At 47.7% G+C, this 22461-nt stretch carries 22 protein-coding genes; 16 read left to right on the forward strand and 6 right to left on the reverse strand.

Annotated features, from left to right (window positions below; genetic code table 11):
• Position 1 precedes the first annotated feature (1 nt).
• The 9 genes from ACVA58_RS22090 (at position 2) to ACVA58_RS22130 (ending at position 9836) form a co-directional block, all read left to right on the forward strand.
• A complete protein-coding gene (locus ACVA58_RS22090) occupies positions 2 to 1306 on the forward strand; it encodes a transglycosylase SLT domain-containing protein (RefSeq protein WP_446512518.1) in 1305 nt (434 codons plus the stop codon).
• Complete coding sequence (locus ACVA58_RS22095; protein ID WP_446512519.1) at positions 1306 to 2247, forward strand: hypothetical protein; 942 nt, start codon at positions 1306 to 1308, stop codon at positions 2245 to 2247. Before ACVA58_RS22090 ends, ACVA58_RS22095 begins: the two co-directional genes overlap by 1 nt.
• Complete coding sequence (locus ACVA58_RS22100; protein ID WP_446512520.1) at positions 2237 to 2890, forward strand: hypothetical protein; 654 nt, start codon at positions 2237 to 2239, stop codon at positions 2888 to 2890. The genes ACVA58_RS22095 and ACVA58_RS22100 overlap by 11 nt, the downstream gene beginning before the upstream one ends.
• Positions 2883 to 4037 (forward strand): hypothetical protein, encoded by a 1155-nt coding sequence (locus tag ACVA58_RS22105; protein ID WP_446512521.1) that lies wholly within the window; start codon positions 2883 to 2885, stop codon positions 4035 to 4037. The genes ACVA58_RS22100 and ACVA58_RS22105 overlap by 8 nt, the downstream gene beginning before the upstream one ends.
• Positions 4037 to 5338: a hypothetical protein gene (locus ACVA58_RS22110; RefSeq protein ID WP_446512522.1), complete on the forward strand. Its 1302-nt coding sequence runs from the start codon at positions 4037 to 4039 to the stop codon at positions 5336 to 5338. Before ACVA58_RS22105 ends, ACVA58_RS22110 begins: the two co-directional genes overlap by 1 nt.
• A gap of 11 nt (positions 5339 to 5349) precedes the next feature.
• Positions 5350 to 5934, forward strand: coding sequence for a hypothetical protein (locus ACVA58_RS22115; protein ID WP_446512523.1), 585 nt, complete (start codon positions 5350 to 5352; stop codon positions 5932 to 5934).
• A 175-nt stretch (positions 5935 to 6109) separates the two neighbouring features.
• Positions 6110 to 7168: a mechanosensitive ion channel family protein gene (locus ACVA58_RS22120; protein WP_446512524.1), complete on the forward strand. Its 1059-nt coding sequence runs from the start codon at positions 6110 to 6112 to the stop codon at positions 7166 to 7168.
• A gap of 496 nt (positions 7169 to 7664) precedes the next feature.
• The gene (locus ACVA58_RS22125) at positions 7665 to 9116 is read left to right on the forward strand and encodes a hypothetical protein (protein WP_446512525.1); all 1452 of its coding nucleotides are present in this window, start codon (positions 7665 to 7667) and stop codon (positions 9114 to 9116) included.
• A gap of 27 nt (positions 9117 to 9143) precedes the next feature.
• Positions 9144 to 9836 carry a hypothetical protein gene (locus ACVA58_RS22130; RefSeq protein ID WP_446512526.1) on the forward strand — a complete coding sequence of 231 codons (693 nt, stop codon included), beginning with the start codon at positions 9144 to 9146 and terminating at the stop codon, positions 9834 to 9836.
• A gap of 41 nt (positions 9837 to 9877) precedes the next feature.
• On the opposite strand, the gene argA is transcribed toward ACVA58_RS22130, so the two are convergent.
• Complete coding sequence (argA, locus tag ACVA58_RS22135; protein ID WP_446512527.1) at positions 9878 to 11203, reverse strand: amino-acid N-acetyltransferase; 1326 nt, start codon at positions 11201 to 11203, stop codon at positions 9878 to 9880.
• A gap of 274 nt (positions 11204 to 11477) precedes the next feature.
• Here argA and ACVA58_RS22140 point away from each other — a divergent pair, with 274 nt between their 5' ends.
• Positions 11478 to 11855, forward strand: a complete 378-nt coding sequence (locus ACVA58_RS22140) for a DUF2850 domain-containing protein (RefSeq protein WP_446512528.1) — start codon at positions 11478 to 11480, stop codon at positions 11853 to 11855.
• A gap of 13 nt (positions 11856 to 11868) precedes the next feature.
• Here the strand turns inward: ACVA58_RS22140 and ACVA58_RS22145 are convergent, their stop codons facing one another.
• A complete protein-coding gene (locus ACVA58_RS22145) occupies positions 11869 to 12102 on the reverse strand; it encodes a hypothetical protein (RefSeq protein ID WP_446512529.1) in 234 nt (77 codons plus the stop codon).
• Positions 12103 to 12350: 248 nt separating this feature from the next.
• On the opposite strand from ACVA58_RS22145, the gene mltA reads away from it, so the two are divergent.
• On the forward strand, positions 12351 to 13439 hold the full coding sequence (gene mltA / locus ACVA58_RS22150; RefSeq protein WP_446512530.1) for a murein transglycosylase A: 1089 nt from the start codon (positions 12351 to 12353) through the stop codon (positions 13437 to 13439).
• Positions 13440 to 13540: 101 nt separating this feature from the next.
• A complete protein-coding gene (gene tcdA / locus ACVA58_RS22155; RefSeq protein WP_446512531.1) occupies positions 13541 to 14353 on the forward strand; it encodes a tRNA cyclic N6-threonylcarbamoyladenosine(37) synthase TcdA in 813 nt (270 codons plus the stop codon).
• 79 nt (positions 14354 to 14432) lie between these two features.
• Here tcdA and csdE read toward each other — a convergent pair whose 3' ends face one another.
• Both csdE and csdA read right to left on the reverse strand, forming a co-directional pair.
• Positions 14433 to 14864: a cysteine desulfurase sulfur acceptor subunit CsdE gene (csdE, locus tag ACVA58_RS22160; RefSeq protein ID WP_446512532.1), complete on the reverse strand. Its 432-nt coding sequence runs from the start codon at positions 14862 to 14864 to the stop codon at positions 14433 to 14435.
• 8 nt (positions 14865 to 14872) lie between these two features.
• A complete protein-coding gene (csdA, locus tag ACVA58_RS22165) occupies positions 14873 to 16093 on the reverse strand; it encodes a cysteine desulfurase CsdA (protein ID WP_446512533.1) in 1221 nt (406 codons plus the stop codon).
• Positions 16094 to 16570: 477 nt separating this feature from the next.
• Between csdA and ACVA58_RS22170 the strand changes: the two genes are divergently transcribed.
• Genes ACVA58_RS22170 through rlmM form a run of 4 tightly spaced genes read left to right on the forward strand, consistent with a single transcriptional unit; the run spans position 16571 to position 19671 of the window.
• Positions 16571 to 17491 carry a transcriptional regulator GcvA gene (locus ACVA58_RS22170; protein WP_446512534.1) on the forward strand — a complete coding sequence of 307 codons (921 nt, stop codon included), beginning with the start codon at positions 16571 to 16573 and terminating at the stop codon, positions 17489 to 17491.
• A 14-nt stretch (positions 17492 to 17505) separates the two neighbouring features.
• Positions 17506 to 18186 carry an alpha/beta family hydrolase gene (locus ACVA58_RS22175; protein ID WP_446512535.1) on the forward strand — a complete coding sequence of 227 codons (681 nt, stop codon included), beginning with the start codon at positions 17506 to 17508 and terminating at the stop codon, positions 18184 to 18186.
• Positions 18187 to 18198: 12 nt separating this feature from the next.
• Complete coding sequence (locus tag ACVA58_RS22180) at positions 18199 to 18579, forward strand: DUF423 domain-containing protein (RefSeq protein WP_446512591.1); 381 nt, start codon at positions 18199 to 18201, stop codon at positions 18577 to 18579.
• 9 nt (positions 18580 to 18588) lie between these two features.
• Positions 18589 to 19671, forward strand: coding sequence for a 23S rRNA (cytidine(2498)-2'-O)-methyltransferase RlmM (gene rlmM / locus ACVA58_RS22185; protein ID WP_446512536.1), 1083 nt, complete (start codon positions 18589 to 18591; stop codon positions 19669 to 19671).
• A gap of 45 nt (positions 19672 to 19716) precedes the next feature.
• On the opposite strand, the gene xni is transcribed toward rlmM, so the two are convergent.
• Complete coding sequence (gene xni, locus ACVA58_RS22190) at positions 19717 to 20493, reverse strand: flap endonuclease Xni (protein ID WP_446512537.1); 777 nt, start codon at positions 20491 to 20493, stop codon at positions 19717 to 19719.
• Between the two features lie 100 nt (positions 20494 to 20593).
• Complete coding sequence (gene ppnN / locus ACVA58_RS22195) at positions 20594 to 21970, reverse strand: nucleotide 5'-monophosphate nucleosidase PpnN (protein ID WP_446512538.1); 1377 nt, start codon at positions 21968 to 21970, stop codon at positions 20594 to 20596.
• Positions 21971 to 22461: the final 491 nt, after the last annotated feature.

The raw sequence follows: 22461 nt of genomic DNA on the forward strand, positions 1-22461 counted from the left end.
CATGAAGAAGAAACTTTCTATCCTAATTGCATTGTCATTGTGTGCAACAGTAGCGACGGCAGATCCATTTAAAGATCTTGATAATGCTGTTACTGAGTTGAATAAGCCAGCTCATATAGAGCGTGCTGAATTCCTAGACTGGTATTCCAATCACCTAGCTGAGTTTGCTAGTTGGAGAAAGGAATATATAAAAAAATGGGATGGCGAAAGGAAGGTGTCTATTCAGAGCTGGGGGGATACAGTGATCAGTAGTGAGCACCAGTTGGTGCAAGCTGATGAAGAGGATAACACCAGAACGATTATCGATTTTGAAAGTGAAGTTGTCACGATAGAGGTGTTGGTTGACGATTCAATGGCTCAAAGCGATATAGAAGCTCTGGTTAACCAAAAGGTTGAAGAGTCAACACAATTAGAGCCATACCTAGGTACATCGTTGGCTGCTGGTGTGACCTATGATGAATTGACGCAGCGCGATCTAGATTACTCCCAGAATCAAGAAAAAGCAGCGTTGATGGAAATTATGACGCAGACTAACCTGCAACTTCAGGAAATGGAAAAAGAAGTTGAGTTGCTGACAGAGGTCTCTGGCGTTGATGTTGATTCAAAACTGGTCGATGAGCAGAAACAAGAATTAGTCGATGATGCGAGGGCAAGGATGCAAGAGCTAAATGCATTCTATGTTGAGCAGCGCGAAGAAGCGGCTAAAGAAGAGGACATGCCTCGGATTGTCAGTTATCAAGTTCGGATGCCAAGTGATAGTTTGGAAAAGCGCATTTCGCCATACCTTGATGATATCTATAAGCAAAGCGAAGCCTTTGATGTAGAGCCTGCGTTGATTCTAGCGATTATGCATACCGAATCGAGCTTCAACCCTCGTGCTCGCTCGCCGGTTCCAGCATTCGGTTTGATGCAGGTTGTGACAACTAGCGCTGGACATGATGTGAACCGGATAGTTCACAAGGTTGATAAGCCAATGGATGAAAGTGACCTTTATCAACCAGAATACAATATTGAGGCTGGCACCGCTTATCTGGATATTCTTAATTCAAGATACTTGAAAAGTATCGAAGACCCTTTAAGCCGAGAGTACTGTGTTATTGCTGCATATAATACTGGTGCCGGAAATGTGGCAAGGGCGTTTGGCGAACGTCGATTATCAGCCGCGGTAGCAAAAATTAACAGTATGGCCCCTGATGCCGTATATGAAACCCTGATTAATAATTTGCCGTATGACGAGACCGTTAATTACCTGAAAAAAGTCACCGACAGAAAGGACATGTACCGCCAGGGTGAGGATACAGTCTAATGCGTTATTTTGTTATTGCCTTGGCTTTTGTCAGTCAACTTGTGCTAGCCGATATACAGGTACCCGTTGATACAGATAACGAATTATTTGGGTTAGGAATCGCTGAAACTGAATTGGAAGCAGAAAGAGCTGCACTGTCTGCTATTGCGGTTAAATTATCGGCGAATATTCAGGTTGAGCAAAAAGAGCATCTAATATCAAGGGATGGCCATAGCTCTTCATCATTTGAAGAGGTAGTGAATATTTCTTCTGGGCGGTTGGTTTTTCCGCCGTACCGTGTTATCGCGCGAGATGATAGCTACGAAGATAATATTCAAGTTGTTATCTCTATGGGTAAAAAACAATTACTTGATTTCTACCAGCAGTATTTAGCAATGGAATACCAACAGATATCCACTACTTTAGCTGGAGTAAAGAATCAGGATCCACTTAATGCCTTACCTTTGATATTAAGTGTTAATGAAAAAATGGATGTTAATGAGACCATTTTGCAGGTGATTGCAGGTCTAAATAGTGAGCTTAGAGTACCTGATTTACATCAACAACATATTAGCTTACGTCAAGGAATCATTGCTGTATTGCACCGTGGAGGCTGGAGTGTTGTCAGTGATAACAGAAGTCAAACTATGGCTAACCTTCTCTCTCAATCAATTGTTGAGAATGAATTAATCACTGACAGTGACGTAAATTATCAGTTTGTTCTTTCTACCCGTGAACAAAGTGCACAGCGAAATAAACAGTTTCTAACAAAGAGAGATATCAAGGTTGAATTACGGCAAGAAGGCCGATTGCAATCAGTGATGTCTCATCAATTCACATTAATAAGTGAACCCGGAAAAACTCATGAAGCAACGATTGATTCTCTCGATAATCAGTTAGCTGAAAAGTTTGGCCAAAATATGTTGTTTACACTTTTAGGAAACTCAGATAATGAAAATTAAAGCTCTAACGGTTGCACTTGGAAGCCTACTGCTTTCGGCTTGTTCATCCACGATTGGTGTTTGGGATGACCGCGATGAAATCTTGGACGAACTCGCTCAGCAGTGTGCCATTCATTCCGAAACTTACACTTCTGCAACGCCAACAATCGATACCGGCTCTCGTGCAGTTCTAACGATTGTACAGCGTCAGTGTGCGATTAAATCACAGTACCGTGATATTCGTGAGAATCACAAGGACGTTGAACAGTTTTTTGCTATGCATAATGAGCTAAGCAATGAGGAAGTTGCAGAGCGTTTGGCTGATACCCCTGAAATGCAGGCGAAATTTAATCAGTACACAGCAGCTCAAGATAAGATTTTCGATGAGAATGTTGAGCTAGCATTGCAATTAGCTGTGCAGGCTGCGGAAGTGACGTTGATTTATGCTGAAAATGCCCAGCAAATTGCAATTATCGAAGCGGCTTCGCTATTCAATAACACGATTGAAGATTCCGAAGAAAACAATACTGCAATTGCAGCTAAAGAGATGAAAGAGCGTGTCGATCTGATCCTGGAAAGTAATAACCTGATTTTGGCGGAAAAACAGTTTATCGATGATATGAAAGCAGCGGATGCTGCTATCAAGGAACGTATTGATGGCTAAGCGTAATACATTAATCCTCACCGCTTTATCTGCGTTGGTGCTTGCGGGGTGTCAGAGCAACGGTACACCGCAATCTCGGATGCAGACCAATGCGGCTAACGGCGCATCGGGCTTCGAGTATGGTAAACCTGCTGAGCAGTTTACTGATAACGATATTGAGTTACCGGCGTACTACAGTACGGCAGGGCTTGATAAGTGTACGTTCGAGGTGAACAACGAGCATCCTGACTGCCCACTAGGCAAGAAAGTGCTTCGTCTGTACATGAATGATCCTATTACGACTCAGAGTGACAATCCGAATGATTGGCTGTCATCTGTACGAGAATATGACAATCGTAGCCTACTGAATCAATTTGAAAACCAATTGGTTGGCCTTAATCGCTTCCGTATTGTGACTGGTGATGTACGTACGGCATCAATCTTGGGTGATGCAACTCAAGGGATGTCTGATGCCGAACTTGCTCGTCGTATGAAAGGTGGTGTTTTGCACCCTGATTATGCGATGACGGTTGATACAGTTAAAACCGGTGAGTTGGTTACTGGCGGTTCGACGAACCTTGTCGATTTTAGCTTGGACTTCACATTGGGTTTTCTTGACCCATATACCAATGAAAAGCTGAGTTATCCAAATGTCGGCAAGATCAAGGTTCGTACCGGAGATGTGAAGCCACTCAATGAAATGCAGTTTTGGATGCAATCAGGAAAAGTTGAAGGTGGCTTTGATATCTATGATGCCAATGCGGTGTCGGCGGTATTGAATGATATGTCATCTCGTGGCTTTGGTATTGCATTAAGCCGTATGTTATCGGAAATGCCAGCGACGGCTCAGGTACTGGGTATTCGCGGTGAGCGTATCTCTCTCGATCGTGGCCAGAATGCAGGGATCCTACCGGATGAAACCATGGTGATCTTCGAGTACAGCTATGGCTTTGCCGAGCCGGTTGGTGTTGCCACGGTTAACCCAAGTGATATTGAATCACAAGGCCGGATCATGCGCTGGAAGAACTCTCGTGATGCCAAGCGTATTCAGGGAGAAGCCAAAGATGGCATCTACCGACCAGCCAATGATGCAAAATTGTTTGCTGTGAGTGTCGGCACGCCTAAGAGCTTCCTTGAGAACCGTATTTCAGCGAGCGGAAACCTGTAATGACCCAAACAAGACTGGCGCTATTGGGCGCCATCTTATTTTCTTGTACTTTGTCAGCTGCTGAGATCACTGAGTCAGCTCAAGGTTGGGCATTGGAATTTTCTTCTTGCTCTCGGGGAAGAGGAAGTGCCGTCATTCAAGAAGCTACAGATGGCGCCGTCGATGGAGTCGCTGCTGCTTATCAGAGCGCGAAAAATGCTTTGTCATCCTCACAGGAAAGAGAGCTTGCTAGCTTGTTGCCTGAACTGTCCTCGTTGCTCAATGCCATTGAGAGCAACCCTGGGAGATTGCAAACCGGTGACAGTTTCCTTCAGGGAAGCGAAACCTGTGTTGCAGTGAATTTGCCTCTGTCCATCGAAGCCCAGCAAGGTGAGGGGGATTGGCTTTGGGATGAGGCTGGTGATGAATTAAGCGTTAGGGTTCAAGCAACAGCTAACGCATCTGATGGCCTGTCGGCGAGTCAGGCTGCAGAGTTTGCTGCATTGCAACAAGCGGTATGGCAAGGATTGAATTTAATTGTTGATGATCCTTCGCCGTTTATTCATTTACAGGCCGCCCCGAGGCAGTTTGTGAGTGAATGGATGGTATTAGAAAACCATCAGCAGGGGGATTCTGCCACCGTTGTTGTTAATGCGGACCTCAATATGGCCGAGCTAAACCGTATTGCCAACAATGATTATTTGGCCGCCGGTGAGCCTGTATTTCTGGTACATGCGGAGCAGCCTCGTTTTGCCGAGCCTTTGATTGCCCTATTAATCCAGCAGGGATATCAGATAACTCAAAGCTTTGATAGCGCTGATATTGTGTTGAGAGTAACAACTGAGCTGCGAACCGCAGGTGATCGGTCACAGTTAGCATTGTCATTGAGTTTGCTGGATAAAGCTTCTGCCCGTTTGGGGGAATGGCAAAATGAACCTGCGGTGGTTGCGTTACCGACCAAAGAGGGTATTGAAACACGCTTGTTTGGCGTCCACTTGGCCTCTGAAGATAATCAACATTCAATCGTCACGATGCTGCAGTCAGGTTTGATGCAACTGAGTCAAGCCGGTGGTCGATATAACAAAATTGTTTTTCCTAAAAACACATTGGCCAGCCAAGCTCAGCTTCAGCGTTTATTGGGTCAACATCACTACATTTATTCACCACAATTATTAACAGATGGTGAGCAAACAGTATTGGCGTTTCGCAGCCGGATGGCAAACAACAGCCTGATGGATACCTTAATCCCTGAGTTATTGGCGATTTTGGATAATAAAGTGGCGGTTAATGCAGTTAGTAATAATCAAATCATAATTCGTTAGTAAGGAAGAAAATGAAACGTCAATTAGGTGTTTCTCTTGCTGCTGTTCTATTGTTATCAGCCTGCGCAGCAAGTGAGAAAGAGGATGTACCTGTAGAAACTAACTATGGCTATGATGTACCTGAGTGGGTGCTGATGCCATCGTTTCAAAGTGGTCTTGCCGCAGCCAGTTGTGTTAACGCTAGCAATAATTTCAATATTGATAAGCGACATGCTGAAGCGGGGGCTCGCAGTGCGCTGGCACAGAGTATCAATGTGAAAGCCAGCGTCATGGATCGCTCATATTCACGTTTGAATACCAGTGAAGCCGGGACTCAAACGGGTGAGACCTTTGAAACTGTAGCGAAGAGTATTTCTGAAGTACGTATGCAGCGCTCTCAAATTGCGCAAGTGGGAATGGGTAATATCAATGGCCAAGCCCAGGTGTGTGCGATGGCGGTAATTGATGAATCACTGGTTACCAATATCTTTGACGATGTTGTTGCTCAAGCTGGTATGCCAATTGATCCTCAGGATGAGGCCGCCATGTATGAAGAGTTCCGAACCCAAAAGGCAATGACTGAATTGGAACAGGAACTTGAGCGCTTAATGCAATAATCACTGTTAAAAAGTAGATAGAGGCGTGAGTATTCACGTCTCCCTTTAGCCTATGTACTATTTAGAATATTTAAAAAGTTTGTACCTCTCATTTTCAGAGATGGAGCAGCATTTCTTCCAGATTGCGGTCACTATACTGTCTTTCTGTATTATTCCTTGGTTGGTGAGAACGGCATTGACCCGTTTTTTAGATTTTAGGGCCAATAAGGAAAGAAAGGAGTATGAGCGTAAGTTTATTCATCGAGCTCAATATTTTGTTGGCTTTGTTTTTTCTATCTTTTGGTTTAAATATTTTGATGTCTCTGGTTGGTACAGCAAGTTAGCAGAAGTCGGGGCTGTCATCTTTGCTGTGCTGATGTTGCACTCTGTACTTGATTTTCTTGAAGTTCGGTTTAACGGACGTCAGGGTTCTAATGAAATACCGATTAAACCCTTTGCTGAGATTATTAAATTAGCCAGTTTTGCGATCATGTCAGTCATAATTATCGTGATCTTGCTAGAAATTTCGCCAATGGCATTTATTAGCGGTATTGGTGCTATGTCAGCCATTATCTTGTTACTGTTCAAAGATAGTATCTTAGGAACGGTGACGGCGGTCAAAATTAATGTTCATCGGTTGGTAAAAAAAGGTGACTGGATAGAGGTCGGCTCATATGGTGCAGATGGCGTTATAAAAGACATTACGCTTAGTGTGATAACGGTTGAAAACTGGGATAAGACCACGTCTATCATACCCACGTATGAAATATTGAATGTTGGTTTGAAAAACTGGCGAAGTATGACGGTTCAAGGGCGCAGAATTAAAAGGGACATTGCGATTGATGCGAATAGTATTAAATTTCTTAATATGGAAAAAGTCAATACTTTGTCTGAAGTACCTTTGATAAGTTCACTGATTAATATGTTATGTGATAAATATCAGCTGAAAATTGAAGGTGATAATATTAACAAGCGCTGCTTAACTAATGCAGGGCTTTTTCGTTTATATGTTGAGGCTTATTTGCATTCCCGAGAGGATATCAATAAAGATCTTACTTTGATGGTTCGCCAATTAGCTTCAACAGCCAAAGGGGTTCCACTTGAGGTTTATTGTTTTACTAAAAATACTGACTGGAACCACTTTGAATCGGTACAAGCTGAGATATTCGAACACTTATATTCAGTTCTACACATTTTTGAGCTTCGAGTTTATCAGGACCTAACGGATAGCTATAAATTACCATTGACAGAATAAAGAATGTTGGTCTTTAAGAGGATTCTTTAAAATATTCCTGACCATAGGGATAAAATTAGCGTTCTCAAATCATAACTAGAGTGAAATTTTGAAGTATTTACTATTTATTGTCTTATGTTGGGCAAGCTTTAGCCATGCCTATCAGTTCAAACAACCATTAGAAAAACATATTAATCAAGAGCAATATTACTCCGATCAGCAAGCTCCTAAAATTACTATCAGAAAAAGCGATAAAGACTGTAGTGGTGAATGCCGTTATACCGTTAATTTAGGAAATGGCCGAGGTTATGAAACCCGGGCTGGTAGCGTTGAGGAACTTGCGAGCGCCCGGTATGGTTCGAGAGCATTCTCCTATGTACGGGTGCGATATAAATGTAAGGATGGTAAACGCTGTAATGAGCATACGATGTATTCGACGTCAGGGGCGCCAGTTTCATTTAGCGGTCCTAATTGTTCAAAAGCAATAGATCGCCATGTAAATTACAGCGGAGAGTTAATGTGTCTGTATCGTGACAAGTTAACTTTCCATTCCGGTCGCGCTAATCGAGGTGTGGACTTACCAGCTAAGGCTATTACTGGTACCGGAGTTATTAATAATAATTTGGCGGGCTCGACATCGGTGGCCTTTATTGGTGAGGATGATTACAGGTTATATACGTCGAATACTTATGATAACTGGCATCAAGCTGATACCACATTACATCATCGTAGTGACTATTCAGGAATCCTTGATACACACCCTATTAACCGAAATTACACTGCTGTAGGGGTCTACGAGTATGTCAATGTCTTCAACAAAGGCGTGAATGTTTACTACTTTGGCCCTGACGGACTGATATCTAACGGCACCTTGGCGAATAGCCCAGAGTTTAACTATGGTTTTGAAACTAATGTATTCGGTCAGGGTAATGATGTGTATATCAATGCCCGAAATAGCTCGGAGCGAACCCACCAAACCTATAATGTTTCACGAAATGAGCTTGCTAGTATTGAGATGGAAGACAATCGTTTTTCTCGTTATGCATTGGTTGATCTCATGTTTGGTTACGGTGTTGCTCAAACGAGTTGGGAAGTAAACCAGAAAATTAAATCGAATGATCAAACCCGTGCTCGTGCAAGTTACGACATGAACGATAGCTTGCTGCATAACTATTATGCTCAGGGACGATTTGGCAATACCCAGGCGACAGTTCATTACCTTACTAGCGAAGCGAAAGACAGCGATAACAAGTTGGTTTCCAAGGGCACTGAAGCACTAAACGCAGTGGTTGATTTCAACGGTTTGTTTGGTGGTGCGACAACTCTTCGCTTGGAGCTAGAGAAGATGGAGTCTGGCGGCATCGTGACCTACTCCGATGACAAGACCGACGTGCCAGTAAGTGAAGCATTTGAAACGGAATATAACTCATTTGCTCTTTATTTAATGTTGGAGCAGGGGATGTACTTCGGCCTTCATTCTTCAAATTATCATGCGCCTAGCGCTGTGGGATTTGAAAATGAAAGAGGCCGTTATGTCGGTTCGGCATTTGACCGTGATTTTGATATCGACCGTTACATGTTGGTGGTCGGCTATGACGAAGCAACGTATGGCGGCAGGTATGAGACCAGCTATAGCCGATTTTATATCAATGGTGAGTTGGGTCTTGGTCTGAATAAGCTTGACGTCAGCCGTGACGCCTTAGAAGAAGCCGTTGGTGAGCGCAATGGCAAAATTCATGGTAAGTACGCTTTCGCCCTGAGTTCTTCACTGGAGTTGGGTTATACCTTCCAACAGCGAAGCACCAGTCTGCGTGGTTTGGGTTATTCACTTCAAGCTGGTTACCGAGCTCGTGGAGATTGGACCTTCCAGTCCAAGTCCGACAGTGCTGACAGTGATGGCTACTACCTACTTTATGATCGTGCTGATCTTTGGCATGGGCCGTTTATTCAACTCAATGCAATTTTTTAAGCAACATAGAACAAATAGGAAAAACTTATGCTAATCAAAAAGCTGCTACCGGCAATGGTGATGGCCTCCCTGGCCAGTGGTGCAATTGCTGGTGAAGGTGTATCGGCAGTGGAGGTGTCGCCAATGGATCTGACCAATGCGTTGGTTGAAGGCTATAGCGATACTATGGCAATGCGAAATGTCCTTGTGACCAATCCTGAAACGGACAAAGCCCGTTATATGGATGTGCGTCTTGATTTAGCAACTGATGCCGAAGGCAACATCAGGATTACTAGCGCTAAGATGACCCCAATTCCAACAGCCAAACCGCCTCAGGTTTCTTCTGGTACAACACTGCAAGCAGGTAAGTACCAAGATCAAAATGGTTGTGAGTGGTTAATTGACGGCCCATCGAGAACGACCTCTAATCGTATTTCTTACTCTATAGTGAGAAATAATGTGGGATTAGAAAGCTGCGGTTCTAAAGATACTCATAGTATTTTGGTGACTACGGGCGGTTTGGAAAACAATGAACTAGTGATGCCTTTTAAGACTCCTTACAAAAACATGCTTGAGCACAAGAGTGATAGCTTAATGTATGGTGCAGGTAATCGAGGAAACAGTCAGTACCCGTTCTCGGCAACTCGCTCGGGACAAACTGTGAATGTTATTCGTTATTCAATTAGTGGTAGCTCAGGTGGCAGCATTGCGGAGGCTTTTGCACTGACACCTAGAGGGTAATAATCAGTAAATAAAGCGCTAATTTAATTAGCGCTTTATTATTACAAATCCAAGATCAAGATCTTCGAACGGCGCTGGAAGTTATACAGCGCCTTCTTGGCAACCGGCAAACTCTCGACACTGGACTCACTGAAGCCTTGCTCCCGGAACCAGTGCAGGCTGCGGGTGGTGAGGACAAACAAGTGGAGTAAGCCCATCCTCTTGGCTTGCAGTTTGAGTTGGTTGAGCAGCAGGGCACCGCGGTCTCCATCACGGAAATCACGGTGGACGGCGACGCAGGCCATCTCGGCCATTCTCTCGTCAGGGAATGGATATATGGCGGCACAGCCGATGATCAGCCCGTCACGTTCGATAATGGTGAACTGCTCGACTTCCTGCTCCAGTTGCTCGCGTGATCGACGGACTAATATGCCGTCTTGCTCCAGCGGGCGGATCAGCTCGAGGATCCCCCCGATATCATTGATCGTGGCTGGCCTGACTTTCTCGGCACTTTCCATCACGATCTGGGTACCGATCCCGTCTAGAGAAAATAGCTCCTGGATCAAAGCGCCATCTTCTTTGTAGCTGATCAAATGACTGCGAGGAACCCCTGCTCGACAGGCCGTGATCGCGCCGCGCAGGAAGCGACCAGTGCCACGCTCTTCCTGTTGTTGTTCGACCAGGCGCTGCAGAGCGTGCTCAGCCTCGATAGGCAGCATTTCGGAAACCACGTCCCCCTCGCTATCTAATACCCCTTGTTCGGAGCAAAAGCCGATCAGTTTGTCTGCTTTGAGCCTGATAGCTAACTGGGTAGCGATTTCTTCCGAAGTCAGGTTGAAACATTCACCGGTGACTGAACTGGCTATCGGGCCAAGCAACACAATGGCTCGTTGGTCGAGTTGGCGGTGGATGGCTTCGGTATCTATCCGGCGGATCCGTCCGCTGTGGGCATAATCGACTCCGTCATCAATTCCTAGCGGTTGGGCGATAACAAAATTGCCGCTTACAATGTTGATTTGTGAACCGGCCATCGGGGTATTGTTGAGCCCCATCGAGAACCTTGCCGTAATATCTAGCTGGAGGTGTCCTGCTGCCTGTTTGGCGATTTCCAGTACTCGCTCGTCTGTTACCCGAACCCCTTTGTGGTATGGGGTTGTATAGTGCATTTGCTCAGCGAGGCTGGAGATTTGCGGTCTGGCACCATACACCATCACGATACGCAGCCCTAGACTGTTGAGCAGGGCGATATCATTAACAATATGAGCAAAATTTTCATGAGCGATGGCTTCCCCGCCAACCATGATGACGATGGTTTTGCCGATATGGGCATTGAGGTAAGGGGCCGATTGGCGGAACCCTTTGACCAAAGCGGTACTTCTGAACTTCACAGCTGGCTTTCCTTGTAGCAGTGTTGTCGACGTCGGCAATGATCGTGCTTAACGACGAGGTAATAGAGATGTTATTAATGATTATGCGATTTATGTCAATAAAAATTCATCATTTGGTTGTTTGGCGGATGCAACTCCCCCCGATGAACTTGGGGACAAGATCTCGTTATTTGTTTTGGCTGACAGATTACTCCCGAAACTCTCTCACGATGGGGTATATTTAGCGTGAAAATGCTAAATTTTATAAGTTATGACCACTGAGCAAAAAACGCCCTTGTTTACACATCGATTGATCAGCTTTGCCGTGGCAATCGCCGCGACCGGTGCTCTAGCATTGGGGTTGCTATTGGCTGGTCTGTTGGATGGCAGCAAAGCACATTTGAGCAATCTTCCTGATATCAACGGGATGTGGTTGGAGCAGGATGTCGCCCCTTATGCGGCAGACAGTTTTGAAATTCGCCCGGAAGGGGTGTTTGTCGGTGGCCGCCAAGTAAATACCCAATACCAATGGGATGGCAGCACACTTGAATATCTAAAGGGGGGGACCCTTTATTCTTATTCTTTCTTGTCTGGTCGGTTGATCCGCCAGAGTCCAGCGCATTATATTTCTTCTTTTTCTCGCCAGAAAATCGCATTGCGTCAACCCCAGTAGTTCATCGGTACGACTAGTTTATTGGTGCTTTGGGGAGTTCACGAAGTAGTTGGTTAACTGAGATCTGCTTGAGTGCCACTTTCCTCATCGTATCGGCGGTAGTCAGGTTACCCCCTAAACATCGCTGGATAACGGTATTGATTTGGTGCGGTGAATTCCCCTCACTGACCAAGTTACGTATCCATTGATATTCAATTGAATTGATGTTTAAAAGAGTGTCTTTACCTACTTTGAGCGGCTGGAACATATGACGCCTCCTTGCGTGTTTAGATGACATTCCTGTTACGCTTTTATTAACTACATGACAACTATGACACAAATATGACACTGGTGGCTTATTGGCTTGGAATGCGATGCAATTCAGACAAATCACTGACAATGGAAAGAAGAAGATAGGGAAAAATACCTTTTCGTAAGTAACCGCTTGTAGGCGAGCGTGCCGCAGTTGGTTACACTGGTGAAAATTGGATTCCAAACAAGACGATAGGATTCATAGTGTTTCGAAAAGCAACGATTGCTCTTTTTATTATGGGATTGGTAGGGTGTGCCAAGCCAACAGAACGTGGTCAGCAATACCTGGATGGTGAGTTTGATCAGGTACTCAACCGGGTTGAGGTTGTAGATTCAGACAAACCGAAAGACTTTAGCCATTTCTCGGGCCAGATGGAGAAGGTAATCGAACGCTCCCCATCAATGGCGGGGACGTATCAGGCGCTATACCGACAGATTGAGCACTGGGTTGCCCAAGGCGGCGATCTGTCAGAACTAGGTAACTTCGGCATCGAGCTTGCCCAGATGGGCGGTGGTGATGGCTACGGTAATGTCATGTTCACCGGGTATTTTTCACCTGTGATTGAACTGCGTCATCAACCGGATGACGTATATCGCTACCCGGTTTACGGTATGCCAGAGTGTGATGGGAAATGCCCGAGCCGGGCAGAGATCTATGACGGAGCGCTTGAAGGTAAGGGATTGGAGCTGGGCTACAGCGCCTCGATGCTTGATGTGTTCATGATGGAAGTGCAGGGCAGTGGTTTTGTGCATTTCGATGATAATGACGAGCTTCAGTATTTTGCTTATCGCGGCAAGAATGGCCACCGCTATGTCAGCATCGGTCGTATCCTTATCGAGCGAGGCGAAGTCCCACGAGAGAAAATGTCACTCAAGGCGATTGATGAGTGGGTCAGCCAACAGGGTGAGGAAACAGCTCGTGAGCTGCTGGAGCAGAACCCGTCTTATGTGTTCTTCAAACCACAGGATAACCTTGATGTGATGGGGACGGCTGGGATCCCGCTGCAGGCTTTTGCCTCGGTCGCTGCTGACCGAGACTACTTACCGATGGGCAGTGTGTTGTTGGCCGAGGTACCGCAGCTCGACGAAGCTGGCAACTGGAATGGTCAGCATGTGCTTAAGTTATTAATGGCGCTAGATACCGGTGGTGCAGTGAAGAAAAACCACCTCGATTTGTATCATGGCATGGGCGCTCAAGCTGGTGTAGATGCTGGCCATTACAAGCACTTTGGCCGGGTCTGGAAACTCGGGCTGCAGGGCACGAAAACCGAGCAACCTTGGGTGGCACCCTAGTTGATAGTGGTATTAGCTTTGTGCTGACTGGACAATTTCCCAAAGAGTGCGTATAAATCGCACTCTTTCTTTATGAATGTGTGAATCAGCGCGGAATAGCCATGCGAGAATTAGATACCCCAGCATCAGACAATTACAACCAACGTTTCGGCGGGACCCGCCGCTTGTATGGTAACAGCGAAGTGGAAATATTCCGTGCCGCGCATGTGTGCGTAATTGGTATTGGCGGTGTTGGTTCGTGGGCGGCAGAAGCGTTGGCACGTTCAGGGATCGGGGAGTTGACCCTGATTGATATGGATGATGTCTGTGTCACTAATATCAACCGCCAGATCCATGCGATGTCAGGCACGGTTGGGCAAAGCAAGATTGAGGTGATGGCAGAGCGCATCAAGTTGATCAACCCTGAGTGCAAGATCAACCTGATTGATGACTTCATTACCCCGGAGAATGTGTCTGAGTACCTCGACGGGCGCTATGACTATATCTTGGATGCGATTGATAGCATGAAGCCGAAAGCAGCACTGTTATCCCATTGCAAGAGCAACAAATACAAGGTGATCACTACCGGTGGCGCTGGCGGTCAAATTGACCCGACCCAGATCCAGATCGCCGATTTGACCAAAACGATTCAGGATCCATTGGCGAAAAAGCTACGTGATACCCTGCGTCGCCACCATAATTTTCCGAAGAACCCAAAACGCAAGTTTGGTATTGATTGTGTCTTTTCTACCGAGCAATTGAAGTACCCACAGGCTGATGGTTCGGTATGTGGCGTGAAGTCGACGGCTGAAGGGCCGAAGCGAATGGATTGTGCCAGCGGTTTTGGTGCGGCCACCATGGTGACGGCAACATTTGGCTTTGTGGCGGTATCTCGTATTTTGCAGAAGCTGGTGGATAAGCATCTGAAGAAATAGCGTATATCTGCACGAATAAAAGAAAAGCGAGGACGTATCCTCGCTTTTTTTGTTTTTGTCTGATGGTTAGTGGCTAGAATTAACCTTCAGCTAGTGCTTTGATTTGCTCGACAATCGCCTTGAGTCCGTTACCTCGGGAAGGGCTAAGGTGGGCGATCAAGTTGAGCTGCTCAAAGTACCCATCAATATCGAACGCCTGGATTTGCTGGGCGTTTTTGCCCTCAAAAGCCGCCAGTACCAGAGTGATCAGGCCGCGCACAATACGAGCATCGGAATCGGCGGAAAAATGGAAAGTCCCATCTTCCAACTGTTGGTGGGTGAGCCATACCTGGCTCTCACAGCCACTGACCTTGAGTTGATCCTGCTTGAGCGCTTCCGGCATCGCGGGCAATTTCTTTCCCAACTGTATCACGTTGCGGTAGCGATCTTCCCAGCCTTTGGCGGTGGCCATTTGTGCAATGATTGCCTCGCAGGTAATTTCGGTTCCGAAAGGATGGCTTGGCAGTGTCATATTCTCTCCTAAAGCAGGCTGCAGGCTTTGTGCAGCGCCGCAATAAATTGGTCTATATCTTGTTGGGTATTATACAGCGCAATGGATACTCTGAGTGTACCGCTTACATTGAGTGCATCCATCATCGGGTGGGCACAGTGATGCCCGGCACGCAGGGCAATACCTTGTTGATCGAGCAAGGTGGCGATGTCTTGGTGGTGGACACCGTCGACCACAAAGGAAAACAGGCTCGCATTAGGCTGTAGGCCGATGATCCGCAAGTCTTCAATGTCTTGGATCCCTGCAATGGCCCGCTGGCGTAATGTTTGGATATGGTGCTCGGCGCCTTGTTGGTCGATGTTGCCCAGCCAGTTGATAGCGGCAGCCATCGCCAAACTGCCTGCGACATTGGGGGTACCAGCTTCGAATTTGCCCGGTAGAGCGGAGAAGGTGGTGCCTTCAAAACTGACTTTTTCGACCATCTTACCGCCACCATGCCATGGCGGCATGGCTTCAAGTAGGGCCTTTTTACCATACAGTGCGCCGATCCCTGCCGGTGCAAAAATTTTATGGCCGGAGAATACATAGAAGTCAGCATCCAGAGCCTGTACATCGACACGCTCGTGGGCAACGGCTTGGGCGCCGTCAATTACGGTAATCGCACCGATATCGTGGGCGGCTTTGATAATGGTCTCGACCGGGTTGCGGGTGCCTGTAACATTGGTGATATGGGCAACAGCGACTATTTTGGTATTGGGTGTCAAGCGTTGGGCGAAGGCATCCATATCTAGCGTGCAATCACTGTGCATTGGGAGTTTTACGACTTTGGCTCCGGTTTGCTCGGCGACAATTTGCCACGGAACAATATTCGCGTGGTGCTCAAGCTCACTGATCAAAATCTCATCCCCGGCTTTGAGGGTATTGCGGGCATAGGTCTGGGCGATCAGATTGAGGGCTTCGGTTGCACCACGGGTCCAGATGATTTCCTTGCTGTCGGCGGCGTTGATGAAGTGCTGCACCGTCTCTCTTGCTTGCTCGAATTGCGCCGTCGCTGTAGCCGTCAGGGTATGGCTGCCACGGTGGACATTGGCATTGTGGCCACTGTAGTACTGCCGGATTGATTCAATGACCTCAAGTGGCTTTTGGGTTGTAGCGGCACTGTCGAGGTAGACCAGTGGCTGGCCGTTGCATTCTTGGGCCAGGGCGGGAAATTGCTGGCGAATACGTTGGATATCAAATTGGGCAGTCATGGTGTGTCACATAGCAAAAAAGACAAGGGGGAGATCATGCGGTGAAAAAAATAATAGGGCAAGTATTTCTCCGGTTGCTTCAATTATATCAAACGACAGAGGCAAGCTCGATTGGATAGGGCTATAAATCATCTAGTCAGCTGCAGTGGAGACGTGGTTGTGTCGAGGTGTGATGTGTAATTAGACGATGAGTTGGTGACAGGCAAAAAAAAAGCACTGCGTTGAGGCGCAGTGCCAAGAATTTTTTTGACAGACAGGTCAAAAATACAGGAAGTAAAATTGGTAGATTGACTACCGCTCCGGAATAACCCGGACAATATGCAAACACAACATCGCAACGATGTGGTCGGTCAAATGCCTGAGGGCTAAAAACTTGGCCTTGCTCACCGTTGCGGGGCAAATCATATGGTTTATGTAGCACTTGAACAATGGACATTTTATAATGTTTCCCATAAAAAAAACTAATGCAGGAAAAGTATGTCTAGACGTCTCCCTCCACTCAATTCACTGAAAGTCTTTGAAGCGGCGGCCCGTAACCTCAGTTTTACCCGTGCGGCTGAAGAGTTATTTGTCACACAAGCGGCTGTAAGCCACCAAATTAAAGCACTTGAAGAATTTTTGGGTCTCAAATTATTTCGTCGTCGTAATCGCTCTTTATTGCTAACTGAAGAGGGGCAAAGCTACTTTCTCGATATAAAAGACATCTTTTCTGCAATCTCAGATGCCACTGATAAGGTCTTGGAACGCGGCGCGAAAGGAGCGTTAACCATTAGTTTACCTCCTAGTTTTGCCATCCAGTGGTTGGTGCCTCGTCTGGCTGATTTTAACGAGCAACACCCAGATATTGATGTGCGGATCAAAGCGGTGGACTTGGATGAGGGCTCGTTGACTGAAGATGTTGATGTCGCTATCTACTACGGTCGGGGTAATTGGCCGGGACTTCGGGCCGATAAGCTGTATCAAGAGTTCTTGCTACCGGTCTGCTCCCCAATGCTGCTTAGTGGTGCTAAACCGCTGCGCACGCTGGATGATCTGAAACTCCATACTTTATTGCATGACACCTCGCGCAAGGAGTGGAAAAACTATGTGCGACATCACGGCATAGAAGGGACTAACGTCAATCAGGGGCCGATTTTCAGTCACTCGACCATGGTGTTACAGGCGGCGGCGCACGGTCAGGGAATTGCTCTTGGCAACAACGTACTGGCTCAGCCAGAGTTGGAAGCGGGCCGCTTGGTATGCCCATTCGATGAAGTACTGATGAGCAAGAATGCATTCTTTCTCGTGTGCCAGGAACGTCAGGCTGAAACAGGCCGTATCCAGGCCTTCCGTGATTGGGTGTTGGCCAAGGCTGCCCGTGAGCAGGAAGATATGCCAGATGTGGAAGATGGTCTGTAGGGTTGACAGGGATTATGTTGGAGACGAGTGTGACCGAGTACATTATTGATATGCCGCCAAGCGGCGAGTATAGCGCGACCTTCCTGTTTGCCCATGGTGCCGGGGCGGGGATGGAGCATGAATTTATGGCCGATATCGCCAAAGGCCTTGCCCTTAAGGGGATCAGGGTGGTGCGGTTTGAGTTTCCCTATATGATCAAGCGCCGTGAAGATGGCAAGAAACGCCCGCCAGACAGACAGCCTAAGCTGTTGTTGGATTTCCAGCGCCACATTGAGGCTTTTGCCCAAGAGGGCAACTTAGTGATCGGCGGAAAATCAATGGGGGGACGTATGGCCAGCCTGATGGTGACCGATATTGCCAATGAGTCGCCGGATGTAGTGAACTGCCAAGATAAAGTGAAAGGCGTTGCTTGCTTGGGCTTTCCGTTCCATCCGCCGGGTAAGCCAGAGAATTTTCGCGGCGATCATTTGCAAACCATCACACTGTCGACCTTGATCCTGCAAGGGGAGCGCGATACGTTCGGCACCCGCAGCGAAGTGGAAGGCTGGCAATATGCCCCGAGCGTTGAGGTTGGCTTTCTGCCTGATGGTGACCACAGTTTCAAGCCGCGCAAGGCATCTGGTCATACCGAGCTGGGCAATCGCCAGTTGACTGTGAAGTTACTGGCAAAGTTCATCTGTGAATGTACGGCCTAGGGAGGGGATATGATGGATAAAGCAAGCCGTTGGCTGTTGGTGTTTGCTGCTTTGAGCGGGGCGGTTACTGTGGCTCTGGGCGCATTTGCGGCCCATGGCTTAAAGTCACAATTGCCTCCGTATCTGCTCGGAGTATTTGAAACTGGCGTCCAGTATCAGGCATGGCATTCCTTGGCGATCTTTGGCTGTGCAATATTGGCACGCATTCTTCCGACAAAAGGGGTATTATACGCAGCCCTGTTTTTTGTGGCAGGGATCATACTCTTTAGTGGCAGCCTGTATGGACTGGCATTGACGGGTATCAAGTGGTTTGGCCCCATCACCCCGATGGGAGGCGTCTGTTTTATCATAGGCTGGGTAGCGCTTGCAGTGGCTGCCTGGCGTTCAGCTTGAGGGTTGAGAGTGAATCAAGTTCTGTTGTACTGCCGTCCCGGCTTCGAGAAAGAGTGTGCCGGTGAAGTTCAAGACAAAGCAAATGCACTGGAGTTGTATGGCTTTCCTCGCGCGAAAAACAATAGTGGCTATGTGTTGTTTGAGTTCTACCAGTCGGGAGATGCGGATAAGTTTATCCAGCAACAACCGTTTGCCGAGCTGATCTTTGCCCGCCAGATGGTTGCGGTAATGCCAATGCTGGAACATTTGCCGCAAGAAGACCGTATTTCTCCAATCATGGAGACGGTGGCGGATTTCCCTCGCTGTGGCGATCTGCGTGTTGAAACGCCAGATACCAACGAAGCTAAAGAGCTACTGAAGTTCTGCCGCAAGTTCACTGTGCCGCTACGTCAGGCACTGCGAAAGTCTGGGGCTTTGTACAATAAGGACAACTTGAAAAAACCGGTTATGCACCTGTGCTTCATTGCGCCGGGCTGCTGTTTTGTGGGTTACTCTTACACATTCAACAATTCCTCGTTCTTTATGGGGATCCCACGCCTTAAGTTCCCGTCGGATTCGCCAAGCCGCTCTACCCTGAAGCTGGAAGAAGCATTTCACGTCTTTATTCCACGCGAAGAGTGGGATGAGCGTCTGGCTCCCGGCATGTGGGGCGTTGATTTGGGGGCCTGCCCGGGTGGCTGGACTTATCAGTTGGTTAAGCGTTCGATGTTTGTCCACGCGATTGATAACGGCCAGATGGCACAGAGCCTGATGGATACGGGGCAAGTCAAGCACCACGCGGTTGATGGCTTCAAGTTTGAGCCGCCACGTAAGAACGTGACGTGGATTGTTTGTGACATGATTGAAAAACCGGCCCGAGTGGCTCACCTGATGGGTGATTGGTTGATCAAGGCCTGGGCGAAGGAAGCGATCTTCAACCTTAAGCTGCCGATGAAAGGTCGTTACGATGAGGTACTGCAGGACATCGAGAACCTGAAAGTGTACCTGATCCAGAATGGGGTGAAGTTCAAGCTACAAGCCAAGCACCTGTACCACGACCGTGAAGAAATCACGGTACATATCCAGCGCTTGGATAACCGCTCGCCGCATTAATCGGTCATATTGAAAAAACGCCACCTTAGGGTGGCGTTTTTGTATCTAGTTTCCCGCTTCGAAACGAATATCCTGCAGGTTGAAGCCGAGTACCAGATCGGTTTTCAATGAGGCAACTTGCTTGGAGGCGACGGCTTCCTCACGGCAGGCGTCGATTTTCTTTTGCCATTTGGCTGGCAGATCACCGGCAGCAAGAATGGCCTCGAGGTTAGGGTAGAGGCCCAGCAGTTCAACCGCGGCTTTGGGGCCGATCCCAGTGACGCCCGGGATTTTACTCGAGCTGATCCCGGCCAGTCCCCAATAGTCCGGCAGTTGTTCGGGCTTGACGCCAAATTCCTTTTCGACAAAGGGACTGTCGAGCCAGCGCTGCTGGAAGTAATCACGAACCCGCAATGTAGGCTGCAGCAGTTGGCAGTAGCCCTTGTCGGTAGAGATGATGGTTACCTGCTGGCCACGCGAGGCGACTTTCAGTGCCAGTGTAGCGACCAAATCATCCGCTTCGTCACCGTCCGACAGCAAAGAGTCGATCCCCATATCCATGAAGGCATCCTGGATAGCATCCATCCCGGTCACCAGCTCTTCAGGCATAGGCTTTCGCCCTTCCTTATAGTGTGGGAGCAGTTCGGCACGCCAGCCCCTGTCTTCACCATGGTGATCAAAGACTGCGACAATATGGGTCGGCTGGCTGCTTTTGATGATTTTCCCCAGTGCCTGACAGCAGACCTTGGCAGTGTTTGGGATATCAGGCTCGCCATGCTGGGCGGCATGGACGCGGCGGATCAGGTTGAGGGCATCGATGATGACAAGGTGGATAGACGACATAGCGTAAACCGTGTAGCTGTAAAGAAAAAAGGGTCAATAGACCCTTCATTGTACGCATTGTTGTATCGAATGTGCACCGCCATCTAGCCTGCGGGGGGGATTATTTCGCAATCGGTGGGGCTGCGGTGATGATTTCGTAGCAGGGCTCGTAATGACTGCCGGGTAGTTTCATCCGTTGCTGTTTGACAAATTGGGTGAGCAGCTTGTCCATCCGTTTCATCAGGGTGATATCGCCATTGATTTTAAAGCGTCCCTTCCGTTCGATTTCTCGGATCCCTTCTTCCTTCACGTTACCGGCAACAATGCCAGAGAAAGCCCGGCGTAGGTTGGCAGCAAGGTGCTCTGGGCGCTGGTTCATGTGTAAATCAAGGCCGGCCATGGATTCATGGGTGGGTTCGAACGGCAGTTGGAATTCAGGCGGAATAGCCAATGACCAGTTGTAACTGTAGGCATCGCCAGTCGCCAGGCGCTGCTCTTTGATCAGCGGCATGGCCGATTTCATGACCCGTGCAACCTGAGCGGGATCATCAATAATGATTTGGTAATGCTTGGTCGCGGCATCACCCAGGGTATCGCGAATAAAGCTGTCGAGGGTACGGAAATAAGGCTCGGATTCTTTTGGCCCGGTGAGCACTAATGGCATGGGTTGATCGGCATTTTCCGGCTCCATCAAAATACCGAGGATATAAAGTAGCTCCTCGGCCGTACCGGCCCCGCCCGGGAAAATAATAATGCCATGGCCGACCCGAACAAATGCTTCGAGACGTTTTTCGATATCCGGCAAGATCACCAGCTCGTTCACAATTGGGTTGGGCGGCTCGGCGGCAATAATCGACGGCTCGGTCAAGCCAATGAAGCGGCTGTTGTGATAGCGCTGCTTGGCATGGCCAATGGCCGCGCCTTTCATCGGCCCCTCCATTGCTCCGGGCCCACAGCCGGTACAGATATTAAGCTCGCGCAGTCCCAATTCGTTGCCGACTTCGCGGGTGTATTGGTATTCGACAGGGTTGATGGAGTGGCCACCCCAACATACGACAATATTGGGATCTTCCCCTGAACGGACGGTTTTGGCATTGCGCAGTACGCTGAAGACAAAGTTGGTAATGTGCGGTGCACTGGTTAGGTTGATGTCTTTGCGCTGTTGGACATGCATGCTGACGTAAACAATATCGCGCAGGACGGCAAACATGTGCTCCTGGATACCGCGGATGATGCGACCGTCGACAAAGGCGTGTTCTGGGGGATTCATTAGTTCGAGTTTGATCCCGCGTTCACGCCGCATGACGTTCACATCGAAGCTTTTGTGTTTTTCGAGCAGCTCTTTCGAGTTGTCGGTGTGGCTACCAGAATTGAGTACCGCCAACGAGCAGTTACGGTACAGACGGTAGATGTCACTGGAGGCCGTTGCCTTGAGCAAGTCGACTTCGTGCTGGGAAAGTAGGTCCATTGAACCTACCGGACTGATATGAGTGATCATGATTACCTCCTTGATCATGACAAGGCGGCGGTATCCACTGGGTGTATTCATTGTAGGAAGAATTGGTGAATACTGCCGGGTGAAGCAGAAAGTAAACCGGTCGGGAGTACACTCTGTTTCCTGAAGATCAGCCTATGAGAAAAATGTTAAATACAAGTGACTGATATATCTATACCAAACTCAATAATACTCTGGCCTATCAGCGAGAATTAAAAGGCACAGGTACAAGGCACTTGATTGCTGGTGTATTAATATCCATCAAAATCAAGTAACACAGTAGCAGTGTCTTTTTAACTCGCCCTTCGGGAGTTTCTCTGCCTCTCGATTTCTACCCCAAATTGCTTTGATGTAGAGCGACTATATCTTCATCAACTTGGGTTGAACTCAAACGGCAGATATGACTCTGATATGAACAGAATATTACTGCGTTTGGTATAACAATACACAGAGATGCCGTTTTTTACCAGACATTGATAGGTTGCTGATTTAGT

This window comes from Photobacterium sp. DNB22_13_2 (assembly GCF_052873915.1).